This is a genomic window from Bacillus nitratireducens (assembly GCF_001884135.1).
GTDB lineage: Bacteria > Bacillota > Bacilli > Bacillales > Bacillaceae_G > Bacillus_A > Bacillus_A nitratireducens.
Map to the genome: position 1 here is coordinate 32,050 of NZ_MAOC01000062.1, position 15,631 is coordinate 47,680.

At 34.9% G+C, this 15,631-nt stretch carries 8 protein-coding genes and 3 pseudogenes; 5 read left to right on the top strand and 6 right to left on the bottom strand.

Annotated features, from left to right (window positions below; all coding sequences use genetic code 11):
- Nucleotides 1-6 precede the first annotated feature (6 nt).
- A complete protein-coding gene (locus tag BAU23_RS17755) occupies nt 7-1,461 on the top strand; it encodes an FtsZ/tubulin family protein (protein ID WP_071734899.1) in 1,455 nt (484 codons plus the stop codon).
- Nucleotides 1,462-1,497: 36 nt separating this feature from the next.
- Here the strand turns inward: BAU23_RS17755 and BAU23_RS17760 are convergent, their stop codons facing one another.
- Complete coding sequence (locus tag BAU23_RS17760) at nt 1,498-2,235, bottom strand: terminase gpP N-terminus-related DNA-binding protein (RefSeq protein ID WP_071734900.1); 738 nt, start codon at nt 2,233-2,235, stop codon at nt 1,498-1,500.
- A gap of 2,006 nt (nt 2,236-4,241) precedes the next feature.
- Between BAU23_RS17760 and BAU23_RS17775 the strand changes: the two genes are divergently transcribed.
- Nucleotides 4,242-6,647, top strand: coding sequence for a PAS domain S-box protein (locus BAU23_RS17775; protein ID WP_071734901.1), 2,406 nt, complete (start codon nt 4,242-4,244; stop codon nt 6,645-6,647).
- A 203-nt stretch (nt 6,648-6,850) separates the two neighbouring features.
- On the opposite strand, the pseudogene BAU23_RS30655 reads toward BAU23_RS17775, so the two are convergent.
- From BAU23_RS30655 to BAU23_RS31105, 3 genes and pseudogenes are all read right to left on the bottom strand, one after another.
- Nucleotides 6,851-7,138: pseudogene (locus BAU23_RS30655) on the bottom strand (FAD-binding monooxygenase); the annotation flags it as partial.
- A 20-nt stretch (nt 7,139-7,158) separates the two neighbouring features.
- Nucleotides 7,159-7,941: a class I SAM-dependent methyltransferase gene (locus tag BAU23_RS17780; protein WP_071734902.1), complete on the bottom strand. Its 783-nt coding sequence runs from the start codon at nt 7,939-7,941 to the stop codon at nt 7,159-7,161.
- A 168-nt stretch (nt 7,942-8,109) separates the two neighbouring features.
- A pseudogene (locus BAU23_RS31105) lies at nt 8,110-8,202 on the bottom strand (DUF3967 domain-containing protein); the annotation flags it as partial.
- Between the two features lie 579 nt (nt 8,203-8,781).
- Between BAU23_RS31105 and BAU23_RS17795 the strand changes: the two are divergent.
- Nucleotides 8,782-10,113, top strand: a complete 1,332-nt coding sequence (locus BAU23_RS17795) for an erythromycin esterase family protein (RefSeq protein ID WP_071734904.1) — start codon at nt 8,782-8,784, stop codon at nt 10,111-10,113.
- Here the strand turns inward: BAU23_RS17795 and BAU23_RS30660 are convergent.
- Together BAU23_RS30660 and BAU23_RS17805 are read right to left on the bottom strand one after the other, a co-directional pair.
- Nucleotides 10,102-10,296: pseudogene (locus tag BAU23_RS30660) on the bottom strand (helix-turn-helix domain-containing protein); the annotation flags it as partial. The gene BAU23_RS17795 and the pseudogene BAU23_RS30660 sit on opposite strands and share 12 nt — an antisense overlap.
- Before the next feature lie 283 nt (nt 10,297-10,579).
- Complete coding sequence (locus tag BAU23_RS17805) at nt 10,580-12,373, bottom strand: hybrid sensor histidine kinase/response regulator transcription factor (protein ID WP_071734905.1); 1,794 nt, start codon at nt 12,371-12,373, stop codon at nt 10,580-10,582.
- A 290-nt stretch (nt 12,374-12,663) separates the two neighbouring features.
- Here BAU23_RS17805 and BAU23_RS17810 point away from each other — a divergent pair, with 290 nt between their 5' ends.
- Both BAU23_RS17810 and BAU23_RS17815 read left to right on the top strand, forming a co-directional pair.
- Complete coding sequence (locus BAU23_RS17810; RefSeq protein ID WP_071734906.1) at nt 12,664-14,826, top strand: serine hydrolase domain-containing protein; 2,163 nt, start codon at nt 12,664-12,666, stop codon at nt 14,824-14,826.
- Between the two features lie 550 nt (nt 14,827-15,376).
- A partial coding sequence (locus BAU23_RS17815) for a serine hydrolase (protein ID WP_131802509.1) occupies nt 15,377-15,631 on the top strand: 255 nt, incomplete at its 3' end.

Here is a 15,631-nt window from a genome sequence, read left to right on the forward strand (position 1 = left end):
AAAATAATGGCGAAGAACTTTCTTAAAAACGAAGTAGCAGTAAAAATGACAATGGTTGGTTTTGGTCAGGCTGGAACTAGAATGGTAGATAAATTTGCTGAATATAAGCATACAGATGGAACATCTGTGTACAACTGTCTTGCCCTAAATAGTAACGATGGTGATTTAGCCGAATTAAAAAACGTACCAACAAGTAACCAAGTATCACTAAAATTAGGGGGATTAGGGAAGAATCCAGAACGTGCTGTAAGAGTACTAGAATCAAATGATGAAGCGAAAGAAAAGTTAAAAGAATTCATCACAGAGCGTGTAAGACCAACAGATGAATTGGTACTATTTTTTGCTGGTTTAGGCGGTGGAACAGGTACTTCTACAATCATTAAAGCAATTGAAGAATTCTCGGCTTTTCATAATAAACCTATAATCGCTGAAGAACTTAAAAGTATGGCAATGAAAATTCCTAGAGAGGAATTAATAGCAAATCAACAAAAGTATGCAAAAATTGCATTCAATAATGCAATTGAACGTAAAGATTTTATTAAAATGGGTATTGTTGTAACACTGCCTGTAAGAGCTGATGGGCCTGATGTACTAAGACAAGTAAATAAATTCTCTCAAGAGATTTGGAAGTTAGCAAATGACCCAGCAAAAGGTGTTGCATTCGTTGTTTTCGCAGATAACCAACATTTCTATGATGAATTTAAGGGATTAAACGAAAATGAGAAAAAAGGTATTGCTAATTCACGAGACTATGCAAACCAGCGCATTGGTGAAATCATCCATGAATTAAATACAGCTTCTAATGGCGCAGGAACATCTGTTATTTTAGATTCACAGGACTTTAAACGTATTTTATTAGAGAAAACTGGTTGTCTAGTTATTAATAAAATTTCTCGCAATATGAATCAAATTGAAAATAGTAAAGAAATAGTAGATATGTTCTCAGAATCGTTGAAAGGAAGCTCTTTCCACCATCCTATAGAATTAGTGAAAAAGAACGATGATGGTGAGTTGGAGGCCTCTAAGGTGCATCATTTTGGAATGCTTGCAATTCTAGACGAACAAAAGAATATTAATGATTCATTTATGGATGATGCAAAAGTAGAAGTTACGAATACATTACCAATCAACGGTACGGTATTTAATGGGTATTTAATTAGTAAAAATGATTTTATGGGCAGTGTGTATACGTTCTATAAAACTGATGCATTACCGTCCCGTTTGTCTAAGGGTTTAGTTGAAGAATTCAATGAATTTAAAGAGAAGCAAAATCAAATTCAGTTTAAAAAATCCCAAATTAGTACAATTGAAATGCAAGATCAAGACGATGATTTCAGTATTAATTTCGGTGATTACATCGATATGGGAACAAGTAATGAGGAACCATCAGCAGATGCTGAGAATGATGAAGAATTAGCTGCATTTATGGATCCAGACAAAATGTTTGGTACATCAAAATAATAAAAAAGAGGCCTGGGAATATCCCGGGCCTCTTTTTTATTCGGATGTCATAATAGATTTCATATACTCTATCATATTTTCGTTTAAATAATACTCTATAAATAGGTGTTTTTTTGCTAAATCTTCCTCTTTTTTAAACCAACCAACTTTTTTTATGCGCTCTTCCTCAGGTTTTTCATTCCAGAGTTTTTCAGCTTGTCTTCTTAATTCTTTACGAGCTCTATGTTCAATTATTATGTTATCCAGTCTTTCTTGTCTTTGACGTTCTTTCATAGCAATTGGATCTTCAGGCTGAGGTAACGCTTTTAATACATTTTCAAATTTCTCTTGAAATTGTATTTCGATGTTTTGTAAATGTGCTTGAACCTTTTGTTCCACCAATTTTTCGATTGTCTCAGCTGCGTCCTGAAAATCAAATTGAGATAATATTTCGTTAGAGTGGTTTTCAGGAGATACTGGCCTTAGTTCGAATTGATGCGGTAAAAGTTCAATTATGGCATCTAATGACCACTTTTCATCCCTTTTCTGCTTTATGAAAAGAGCTATATTTAAATCTAATGAATTATATAGCTTTTCATTTGTATTATTGGTTCTAAGAGTCCCGTGCAACCCCTTCTCTTCTAACGTATTAAACCAATTATAAACAGTATTATGGTGTCTACCTACTAACTTAGAAAACTCTGTTATTCGCCAGGCCTTTTCAAAAGCGTCTTCGTGTAATGAGTTCTCATCATCTACCATGGTTTGTTCAGAGTGATTTTCCTGCTTAATCATAGTATTACCTCCTTAGCAGTATGTAATTTCGCTGATAAATGACATTAACATGAAATGTGAGATTGATATGTTAAGTGTTTTTCGACAGTACTAATAGGAATCCCTTTCTTATTTGGGATTAACATGAAACATAACATTAACATGTTATGTTCAAAGTGTTAACAGAACATTAACAAAGTATTATCTATCTTCGCCAAATGTTGATGTTTTGTTAACTGGGACTTGAAATGCATCAATGTTATATAGGATTAATGAGGTACCTTGGTCACCCATATCCTTATAAATGATTGCTATGAGATTGACGGTTTTATTCACATAACATTAATGATAAGTAAATATAACCGATTTGTAAATAAATTATGAGGATATAGCATTAAACTTTCAAAAAAATAGGTATAAATATGATTAAAAGGGTCCATATTATTAATAATTGTAGTATGAACCTTTTCCATAGATAACACTTGAGAATATATAACGGATACCTGTTTGACTACTAGAGTGTAGTATCTCTTTTTAACTGATTCTAAGACTAGTAAAGTAATTTTAGATAACAACTATTATAGGTTCATATGAACGTTAAATTCTAATGGTGAGTCGAGTTATTGGCTATTAGTAGTTTAAAACACTACAAGGTCCCATTCGCTTTGTTGTTGAATAGCTGTAATGCTTAATTTCTAAGTGTTTGCGATAAAGAAAAAAGTTTTTATAGAAGGATCTATTCAGTCTCTAATTATAAGCAATAAAGACTGATGTGAATCTTGGTTTATTAACGCTTTTATTAATAAGGACATATGCCTATTGATGTTTTGTCAATGTCTTGTTATCACAATAATCAAGAATAGTTGATATGAGATTAACAATATTATCATTCTCAGGATTAACATGTTAATGTTTAGTGATATGTTACTCATCATTGATGATGAGTATTTTGATCCAATTATGCACAATGTCAATCTCATGTTAATACTTACAGAAAGGATTTCTACATTTAAAATAATGATCCTTTAATTATTCGCCCAAGAATAGATTTGAGACCTCTAAGCCGTATATTACAAAGTAATTTTGCTCATATTAATATTATTTTATTGATTGAATTAACTATAATGAGCGCTGCTTTGTTTGATAGTCTGTATTTCTTAGTGATTTTTCTACTTGAAACTTCTAGTAATTTATAAAGCGCAATCCTTAACTAATGTGGATTTTCGCATTTCAACTTTCGGCCTAATAAAGCCATGGCTTTATAGATGTTTTGTTAATGTCTTGTTTTCATTATTGCTAAGTATAGTCAACATGAGATTAACATTCTGATTTATTGTTAGCTAACATGTTAATACCTATTGATATGTCAATCTCATTCCCGTTATGTATTTTGATCCAGCTTCACGAAATGTCAATCTCATATCAATACTCCGCGGGAAGAATATCTTTGTAAGAAGTATTAAATCTTTAATTGTATATTTAATAGTGGATTGAGAATCTTTAAGTTACATGTTACAAAAAACTATTTACGCTAAATATATTACTTCATTAAAATATAGAGAAACATTCTTTGTATTTTTATAGGGAATCATTGTATTTATTGATGTTTTTAACCTCTATAAATTATATATTTCAATTCTTGTTCTAATAAACTTATGGTTTATCCATGTAGTATTAGTTTCTTATTACCAAGGGGAGTTGACATAAAGTTAACATTTTTATTCTTTCGAAGGTTAACATGTTAATGTCTGTTGATATATCAATCTCAGTTTAGGTGTGCATTTTGATACTTTTTGTGAAATATTAATCTCATGTCGACATCCTTTAAGAAGAATATCTTTGTAAGAAGTACAAATTCTTCAATATTTATGCCGATTGCGCATCTTTTTAGAGTAACAGTATCAGTATGTCCAAGATTTAGAGATTACTTACATGTATTTTGAATTTGTTGCACCTGAACCGTTTGTATTTTTTGTAGGAATTTTTGCTTTTTTGTCGAATACACTTAATGCAAGGAGGGACATTACATGATTATTAAAGACTATTTCATCAATCTATCTGTTTTTTCTTTATTAGTTAGCGCAGCAATATTCATTCAAGTATTTACAATTCATTCCAGGCGGTATTTCGAAAAATTCTATGGAGGGATTATCGCAATTACTTTGATGTTCTTTTCTTTTCCGTACATGGGATTTTCCTACGATCTTCGAGTTGTTCCTCTTATTCTATCTTTTATTTACTTTGGTCGTACTGCTGGTTGGATTACGTTAAGTAGCATTATTATAATGCGTATCTTTTACATTGGTGGGTATTGGGAACCACCTGTGATCGCTTATTTAGGTATGGGTATCCTATTTACTACTTTTAAAACATATTTTAAAAACCTCCATCCTTTTAAAAGTGCATCTTTATATTTTTCTGTTTTTGCCGGAATAAAGTGGTTAGTTGGTGTATTCTTTAATACTACATTGCTTTACACTGAAGGCTTATTATATATATCTTTAGGACTTTTAATTGGGCTATTTCTTATGGAAGCTCACCAGAAATTGTATTATTTAACACAGGACTTATCTAAAATGAATCGGGAATTAAAAAAATCGAAGCAAGAACTCACAGATACCGTACATGAGCTTCAAGGGGGGATTTTTAAATTTAAAAAAGTGGGTAAGCACTTTATACACACTTTATGTGATGGACAGTTCTATTATCAAAACGGATTCTATTCTGAACAGGTGGTAGGAAAAAGCCTACGCACTATTGATGCTTCTATTGTTCCTCCACATTTAGTTCCACAATTGATGAAGTATTATCTTCAGGCATGGGAAGGGAAAGAAATTATATTTGAATTACCCTGGCCAAATGATAAAACAATTATTCTTATTGCGCTTAGGCCGATTAAACGGAATGGACAAGTTATTGAAGTTGTTGGTTCTACAGTCGATATAACCGAAAGGAAAAAGGTAGAATCAGAATTAAGAGCTACCAAAGAATTACTAGAATCATTTATAAAGCATAATGTAGATGCTATTACCATATCTGATCGAGAAGGGCATATTTTACAAGCCAATAAAGCTTATGAAAATATATTTGGGTGGTCATCACAAGAAATTATAGGTAAGAGATTACCTTGTGTACCTGATTTCTTAATGGATGAATCACTCGTAAATGTTCAGAAAATTCTAACAAAGGAATCCGTAGTTACTAGATTAGAAACTGTTAGACAACGTAGCGATGGAAGTCTTCTTGATGTCAGTCTGACGGTTTCTCCTATACTAGATGTAAGAGGAAATGTGATAGCTTTATCAGCAATATGTAGAGACATCTCTGAAAGAAAACAAGCAGAAAGAGAACGGCATCGATTACACCAACAATTAAGAGATAGTGAAATGAAGTACCGTGCACTAATCGAACAAGCAACTGACGCAGTATATGTAGTAGAGCTGAATGAGGATCGTGTTCCAAGTCGATTTATTGAGGTAAACCCTGTTGGTTGTAAAAGGTTTGGATATAGTAGAGAAGAACTGCTCTCGTTACCGTTTCCAAATGCTGTACCACAAGATTCACCAATGATTGTAAGGTTGTTAGAAAAAATTAGAGAGGGACAAACTTCCTTCATTTTGCAAGATGAATATGCTTTTCCAACAGGAAAAATAATAACAACTGAGTTTAGTGTCCGTGTTTTTAACTTAAATGGTAAAGAAGTTTTCCTAAGTATTTCTCGTGATATCACTGAACGGCTAAAAACAGAAGAATTACTACGAAAATCTGAAAAACTTGCTGTCGTAGGACAATTAGCGACTGCAATGGCTCATGAAATCAATAATCCATTAACAGCAGTGAAAGGGTTTATGCAATTACTAAAATCAACGGAAAATGAGAATAATCAGGGGTATATAAATATAGTATCATTAGAGATTGAGCGTATAGAAAGTATTACAAATGAATTTATGGCGGTAGCCAAACCACAGGTGGTAAAGATACAACCTAATGATATTAGTGTGCTAATGGATCAAGTTTTAATGCTAATGCAACCTCAAGCTATGATGAATAATATACAAATTAGAATCGATTTTACACCTGGTATTCCATTGATTTCATGTGAGGGAAATCAATTAAAACAAGTATTTGTTAATATTTTAAAAAATGCAATTGAATCCATGTCAACAGGGGGAGAAATATTGATTCAAATTGATAAACTTGATAATGATCAAATAAGCATTCGCTTTATTGATCAAGGATGTGGGATTCCAAAAGAACGTATACCATATCTAGGAGAACCTTTTTACAGTATTAAAGAAGAGGGGATTGGCTTAGGATTAATGGTCTGTTATAAAATTATCGAAACGCATCAGGGAAAAGTATTTATTGATAGTGAAGTAAATAAAGGAACAACAGTTGAAGTTACTCTCCCAATTTATACATTTCAAAAGTAAGATATTCCCTTATGGTGGTCACTATACATCGCTATTAAGCTAAGATTCTAAAGTACCCCCTAAATGAAAATTTTCTTTCTCTATAGTTAGTTATTTTGAGAAGGCAGCTCATTTTTCATTTTAGGGGGAATTTTGTTTTTTTAGTTGATAGCAATATGGCGGTAACCCTATTAAATTTTAATTATCTTGTTTCACTAGTACAATTAATGATTATATATTTCGGAATCTTTACAGTTACCTCTATTGGTATATTCAATACAAGATATGTGGCCATCAGATTGAATTAAAACGGCATCTATATTTTTTAACTTGGAATCTTGTATTTCTTCTACAATTACCTTGTGTGCGAATCAATATTCATGTTATTATCTTTTCCCTATCAATGGATGCCTTTCTTTGTTATACATTGATGAATAAATAATCCCTAAGCTACTTACTCTTTCAGCTAAATCTTGATTTACTTCTGGGTATGTGAGTAAATGCGAGATTATAAGGATAAATTAGTATACGCTTATTTCCATCCATTTAAAATCATTGCATTTCCTAGTACTTTTTTGTTCAATAAAAGCTTTGGCAACTTTATTTCTTCAGCAAGCTTGTAGCTATTCAATTCAGATACACCATGTTTCTTTAATTCATTTAAGAGGCCTCTTTCATCCTCAAATATTTTTTCATCCATAAACAAATCTAAGAAGATAAATTTACCACCAGGTTTTAGCACTCTTAATGCCTCTTTAATTACTTCAGTTTTATTTTCTTTATCTTGTACTTCATGAAATGTTAGACAACTTACAATTATATCAAATTCATCATCGGTAAAAGGGAGTTCTGCAGCACTTGCTTTCAGAAAATCAATTCTATCAGAGACTCCTTCTATTTTAGCATTCTGTTGGCATTGAGCTTTCGAATATTCCCAATTCCCACCCCAATAATCAATTCCAGTTAAAAAGGATTCAGGAAAAGTCCTTGCCAGTTTAATAATCAGTGAACCACTACCTGTCCCTATATCTAGTATTTTTCCTTTTCCATCCCAATTTACCTTCGCAACAATTAAATCATGTATCTTTGACTGATAATTCCCTCCAAATGCCGAGAATTGGTAAACAGAATAGGAAAGTATAAACGCTATATAAATAAAAGGCAATGCTAAAATCCCTGATAGGACTCGCAGATATAAATTAATTGGTAATAATATTACCGAAAGAAGAATGAGTGAAAAAAACCAAAAAATAAGTAGTTTGTATATTCGTATCCAAGTTCGATAGTTAGCTTTTGTTTTCAAATTATCAGCCATCCTTAAATAATCTAATTTTTGTTTGTTATAAGTATAAAGGAAATTAATAATCCTTTATACATCTTCTTTTGTATGTATCAGTAGAATGAAAATACTGAGTCGAATACTCTGTAACAAAAGAGACCTCATATGGTCTCTTTTACTTGTATTAATTAAAAATGATATGCATTTCCAAAACATCCAACAAGAATTCTTTTTTAACCTCGCTGCCGCCATTTCTTCCTGGGCTGATACAATAGTACGTTTAGCATCCTGCAATTGATTCGGGTTCAATAGCACAAGTGAAAATAACGGGTATACATGGATTAATTTGTGGTATGCCATGCATAGTAAAACAATTGCTATGTATATGCCATGATTGACCTGGGTGTACCAACAGGGCGTATGAGGTATATATATTTAAAGCTGGCATCCAATAGTGCAAATCCAACCGCATATGCAAGCCAAGTTATCAGAAGGAAGCTTGGATCATCTCATCAGTATAGTTTAACGGACACAAAAATTATAAAGATTCGCTATTTCAACTTGTAAAATTACAGCTGTGGATATAACTCCTACTGCAACGCAGTTCATTTCTTTCAAGAGGTCGCGTTGCAATTTTTATAAACTTGCAAAATGAATAACCAAATAACCTGCTTCTTTTATTTTTTTATGGAAGGTTATTTGGTTTTTTATATTGGTATGAGCGAATTAAGGGTTTCTTAAGAATCTATTAAGAAATAAGTGAGTTTTAGGAGCTAGAATAAATTTATCTTACCAGTAAGAAGAGAGTTAATGATTTAAATGGAAGTTCGTAGAGCATGTCAAGAAACTAATAAATAAGTATTTTAGGAGGTTTTTATGAAAAAGAAAATGATTATTGCAATTGGTGCTTTTGCTATATCACTGACAAATTTTGTAGGAAGTACTTTTGCAGACTTGAAAACAGAAGTTTCTGTTACAGCTCCTTATAATACAAATCAAATAGTAGAATGGTTAGAAGCACATGCAAAGCCTTTAATAACAACTAGTCCAACTGCACCTCTTAATGATTTGAAACCACTTAAGGATATGGTAGGATCAGCTTCAATCGTAGGTTTAGGTGAAGCTACGCATGGGGCTCATGAGGTTTTTACAATGAAACACCGCATTGTTAATTATTTAGTATCTGAAAAGGGTTTTATCAACTTAGTATTAGAAGAGGGATGGGACAGGGCTTTGGAACTTGATCGATATGTTCTTACTGGTAAAGGAAACCCAAGCCAACATTTAACACCTGAATTTAACACGAAAGAAATATTAAATCTACTTAATTGGATAAAGGAATATAACGCTGATCCAAAACATAAATCTAAAGTGCGTGTCATTGGGATGGATATACAATCAGTAAACGAAAATGTTTATAACAATATAATAGAATATGTAAAAAGAAACAATTCAGAGCTTGTGCCTAGTTTAGAAGACAAGATAAAAGGCCTTATTCCTGTAACAAAGGATATGGATACCTTTGGCGGCCTTACGAAAGAAAAGAAAGAAAAGTTTATTTCAGATGCTAAACAAATTAGTGCTTTATTAGAACAAAATAAAAGTAATCTAAATGGAAAATCCAAAGAGTTCGCATGGATAAAACAAAATGCCTGTATTATTGAGCAGTTTACTACAATGTTAGCGTCACCTCCTGATAAACCATCAGATATATTTTTGAAACATGATATCGCAATGTATGAAAATGCGAAGTGGACAGAAGAACATTTAGGAAAAACCATTGTATGGGGACATAATGGACACGTTTCGAAAACAAATATGATTCCTTTTATATACCCTAAAGTAGCTGGGCAGCATTTGGCAGAATATTATGGGAAACGGTATGTATCTATTGGAACATCTGTTTATGAAGGACGATATAATGTATATAATAGTAGCCGCGAATTTGGTCCATATGGAACATTAAAATCAGATGATCCAAACAGTTATAATTATATCTTTGGACAAGTCAAAAATGATCAATTTTTTATTGATTTACGTAAGGCAAACAGAGTGACAAAAACCTGGTTAAACGAACAACATCCAATTTTCCCTGGAATAACTACCGAAGGCCCAGAAATACCAAAAACTGTTGATATATCATTAGGTAAATCGTTTGATATACTTGTTCAAATTCAAAAAGTGAGTCCATCTCAACTACATCAATAAAAGTTCTTCTTGCCTCATATAAGCGTCTGGAGCTATTTTAACTAATTTTTGTTTACATTCATAATCTGCGTGAAAAGTTAATGGCTTTACATTATTTTTAAAATAAATACATTCTACATGCGGGAGTATCGAGCCTGATTTCATATGTGAAAGTAAGTATTTAATCTCTTCCCGAGTTTCAATCAGCATTTTAATATCCATATTCCTAGTCTGACATTGTATTAAAAACATAAAGGTAAATATTCATGGTTTGCATACAATAACACTCCAATTACTAATAGCTATCGTACAAATCCCCTTACAGATAATGTAAGGGGATTTGTACTGCTTAATGAAATATTATCGTCTTCCATCCGAACTTCCATAAGTTTTTTTTTCGGGAAGATAGGCTCATTAATTGGCGGAGCAGGCGTAAATATATCAAAAGAATATACAACTTGAGTACCATTGGAAAATCCTACAGCTTCTATAATATATTCTTTGTTCGCGCCATTTTGATTGCTTCTTCGCGATTGTTGACGCCGAGCTTCGAGTAAAGATTCGAGCAGTAATTGCGTATCGTTCCCTCCGATAAAAACAGCTTAGAAGCAATTGTTTTGTAGCGAAGCCCGTACGACAGATGTCCCAAAATTTCCATCTCGCGTTTCGTAAGTCCATACGGGTAGTTTTCCTTACTTGAGCTGACCTTTTCCAGTTGCTCGCGTTGACGCTTCATTTCTTCGAAGACTCGTGTAGCGACAGATTGATTAATCCAGGTTCCTCCATTATAAATAAGTTTCAAAATCTCTATCATTTCACGTGGATGAATTGACTTTAGCACGTAGCCTTCCGCTCCATGCTCCAATGCAGTTGCTGCCTGCAAGGAATCCTCAAACGTTGTCATGAGCACAATCCTAATATCAGGCCAGCTCTGTTTCATCTCAACTAAAGCCTCAAGTCCGTCCATTCCCGGCATGCGAATATCCATTAGTACGATATCAGGAGGGAACTGCTCACAATATTCTAATGCTTCGCGCCCGTTATTTGCCTTACCGACGATGGTAAAATCTGCATGCTGATCTACAAATTGCTCCAAACTGTCGGTAATAAGTGCCTGATCATCAACGATTAACAGGCGGATTTTATCATGTGTAGGCTCTGTCTGCAACGGAATATTACATATGATAAATGTTCCTTGCTCAGCTTCAGAATGGACTGACAATGTGCCGTGATAGTATTCAAGCCGTTCCTTTATACCATTGAGACCAAATCCAAATTGAATTTCTTTCATTCCGATGCCGTTATCTTCAATCTGTAACCGAAGCTGTTTCCTATCAAAGTGGAGTTGAACGGCTATCGAGCTCGCCTTGCCGTGTCGAACCGCGTTTGTAAGTGACTCTTGAAGACAACGGTATAGGCAAAAGTTTATTTTTTGTATTACTAGGGTTTCATTGCCAATCACACGGAATGTAATCGTTGTACCTGTCGATCTCATAAATTCCTCGGTTAATTCTCCCAATGATTCACTTAACAAATGATGTAATGGATTATGCGAGAGCTGATGAAGATGTTTTCGAATATCATCCAGACTGTTTTGGGCAATACCGACGAGTGAATCAATCCTCTCAAACTGCGAATCTGGCACTGAGGTTCGCAGTGATTCGACACCCACGATGAGGGAGGTAAGAGTATGGCCGATTGTGTCATGCAGCTCATGTGACAGTCGGTTGCGTTCTTCTATTAGCGTAAGTTCCTCAATCCGCTTAATATGTTGCTCTAGTAGCAGCTTCTGCTCTTGTATAATTTGGGCTTGCTTATGATACTGAATTAAAATATTAAATGCCATCCCAATGAGAAAACCAAGGCTGCAGCTAAAGATAGACTCATATGGGAGCTGATTAGCGATCCAACTGTTTAATGCTGGGAATACAATTCCACAGAGGATACCTGTCCACACATAGTTTTTATGAATGTTTGCTAAACCAATAATCATTACGAGTAAAACGAAAGACCAGAGCAATCCCGGTGCTACATAAGCTAAATAAAGATAAAATAAGCCTGCTGCCGTGACATCGACTGCAGGATACCAATCTTCTTTCTTATATCGGACGATTAATGGAGCAAGGTAAACAACTATAGCAAGAGAAAGTACAATCCAAAATGACGCATTGATTAATGATGGATATATAAAATCAGCACTTATAATTACGAACAGCCAAAATGTTCGAACGGTTACAAATATCCAATCATACCAAAACCATTTTTTTATTACTGAGAACATAGATTATGCACACCTACTTATATTATTTTGAGGTTAATTTACTAAGGATTCAGATTTATCATGTAACATAACTTTAAATACGTCAATAAAAAGAGGAAGGAAAGTCAGAGAATAGCTGTTAAATCTGTCACATGATATAGGTGACAGATTATCATACGATTTATATGACATATTTACGCATGGTGTCATGAAACATTTAGTTGTTTTATCACTATGTTATTTAACAAATTTGAAGTTAAGGTGAGGGAGTGAAGCAACAGAAAATTTTAAAATAATAGGAGAGATGTGCTATGAAGTCATTCATCACTAAAAAAGGAACAACAATTGCTTTAACAGCGACTATACTGGCTGGAACGTTAGTATTACCTACTAATGGAAATGTAAACGCAGTGTATAAAAAGACTTTCACCCAACAGGCCGTTGATAAAGCGGCTAATACTGATAATATTCCAGGTGTTATTGTTGCCGTGAAAAATGGAGATGTAAATTGGTCATATGCTTCTGGTGAAGCAAACATTGAGAGAAATCATAAGGTGGATGCTGACTCTGCCTTCAGGATCGGAAGTACAACGAAGACGTTTGTCGCGACAGTTATATTACAGCTTGTTGAAGAGAAGAAGCTAAGTCTCGATGATACGGTAGAGAAATGGATGCCGGGACTCTTAAAGGAGAACGGATATGATGGAAACAAAATTACAATCCGACAATTATTAAATCACACGAGCGGAATTCCGGACTTCTTGACTCCAGAGCTTAAGAATAAATTACTTGAAAATCCAAGTGGAAATTATACACCTGAGCAGTTAATTGCTCGCGCTTTGGAATTAGAGCCAGTAAAGGGGTGGGCATACTCGAGCACAAATACAGTTATTGTGGGGCTTATTATCCAGAAGGTTACTGGGGAGACATATGCCGAACAGATTAAGAAACGAATTATAGAGCCACTCGGACTTAAAGATACAGTCCTTCCTGGAAGCTCGATGGATATCCCGAAAAAAAATGCTCGAGGCTACTTGAATACGGGTGATAAATTAGTAGATATTACAGTGCTTAATCCTTCATTTGCTAATGCAGGCGGTGAAATGATCTCGACAGGAGAAGACTTGACGACGTTTTTCCGCGCATTATTAGGTGGAAAGCTGTTGACACCAGAGATGAAAAAGGAAATGATGACTAGTACAGCTGATTCACCATTAGGAAAGTATGGGCTTGGCGTACATGCAACAAAATTGCCGGACGGTACCGAAGTATGGGGGCATGGTGGTGGCATTCCCGGATTTACTAACTTTGCAGGTGGAACGGAAGATGGTCAACATGTCATTTCAATAAACATCAATGTACTAGGAGCTGAAAAACATATCAATAATATTTTAGTGTCAGAATTCACAGGGAAAATTAAGAAGGGACTTACGGATAAAGAAAAGAAAAGGAACCATCGAGAAGAAGTCAAATACGTAATCGATCAGGTAGTAACTAATAAAAAAATCCCAAGTGTCATAGCAGGTGGATTAAAAGACGGCAAGCACTGGTCTTATGCTACAGGGATAGCGAGTTACGAGGTACCACGCGCAGTGGAACCGAACTTTTCATTTCGTATCGGAAGCATCACGAAGACGTTCACAGCTTCAGTTATACTACAGTTGGCTGAGGAGAAACAATTAAACCTTGATGATTCTGTTGAAAAATGGCTACCGGGGGTCGTAAAGGGTAATGGTTATGACGGTAACAAAATTACGATTCGTCAGTTACTAAATCATACAAGTGGGATATCATCATATACAGATTTAAATATGCGAGATATTACCTTGCCTCAAAATCCATATCGTTACTATACAGCTGATGAACTAATCGGATTGGGACTTGCCAAGCAGCCTGTATTTGCACCAGGAGAGGGCTGGGACTATTCAAATACCAATACGGTGCTAGCTGGTCAAATTATTCAAAAAGTAACGGGAGATTCATATGCAGAACAAATCAGAAAACGCTTCATCGAACCACTTGGGCTAAAGGAGACATTTGTAATGGAAGCAAATCCTCATATACCAGGGGAGCATGCTACAGGATATAATATGGACAGATCAGGTCATTTGTATGATTTGACAGAAATGAATCAATCATGGGCAAATGCAGCGGGAAATATGGTTTCATCTGTCAAAGATTTAACTACTTTCTTCAGTGCGCTGTTGGGCGGAAAGCTTCTAAATCAAGAGATGATGGACCAGATGCTCACAACAGTAGATTCCCCTATTGGTAAAGTCGGACTAGGAATTTATGAAGAAAAGACACCGGATGGGCAATCATATTGGGGGCATGCCGGCGGTACTTTTGGGTTTGAATCGAGAGTTGGTGGCTCTCTTGGAGGGGAGCATATTTTAGTAACTTCCATAAACACAGTAGGTCCAGAAGTTATGGTGGGTCGGGATGAAATTTTCAATAAAGAATTTGGCCGTTAAGTTTAAAGTCGACATCGTGCCCTTTATTTAAGGGGGTGTCGGCTTTTTTGCTGCGATTTCCATTTTTTGTGTAAGAGAGAAACACGTGCTTCCTGCATTCAGAATAAAATCACATTTAAATAGATAAGAAACAAGAGTACCATTACGTCGGCGTATTTATCATTCGATTAGGGGAGCTCCACTAGAAGTATGGCAAGGATTGATTCTTTTTCGGTCATTTGTAATAAACTTTGTAATTTATCTATTTTATTGAGTACTCAGAAAAGCTGAAGAGAACTCTTTTATTTTTGTTACGCAATCGGGCTCTATTCTAGAAAAGAGAAGGGATTTAGATAGGGCATCTAGAAAGCTAAAGTTATTCCAAAAAAAGGGCAGTATTTTCGCCCTGGTCGTCTTCCGATAGGGCGGATAAGACATGAATAACAAAATAGAATTTGTAGTTTTAAAACAATAGGGCTGACAAAAAAGTAAAAAGAGGGAAACCAGATGAAACAGATTACAACAGAAGGTTTTCGTTCATCAAAAAATGGGGGAAAAGGAGGGATTCATGATGGTACAAAGTATCAAAGGCTTTTCCGAAACAGGACTGCACAAAATACGCAAAGTACTGGTACGATATGTCGATTCCGGGAAGATTCCTGGGGTCGTCGCCTTAGTCGGTCGGAACGGTGAGACGCACGTCGAAGCGCTCGGCACGATGCGTCATGATGGTGGTGCGCTGATGCGCCGGGACACGATCTTTCGTATGGCCTCGACGTCCAAGCCGCTTACGATTGCGGCGGCAATGATCCTGCTCGACGAGTGC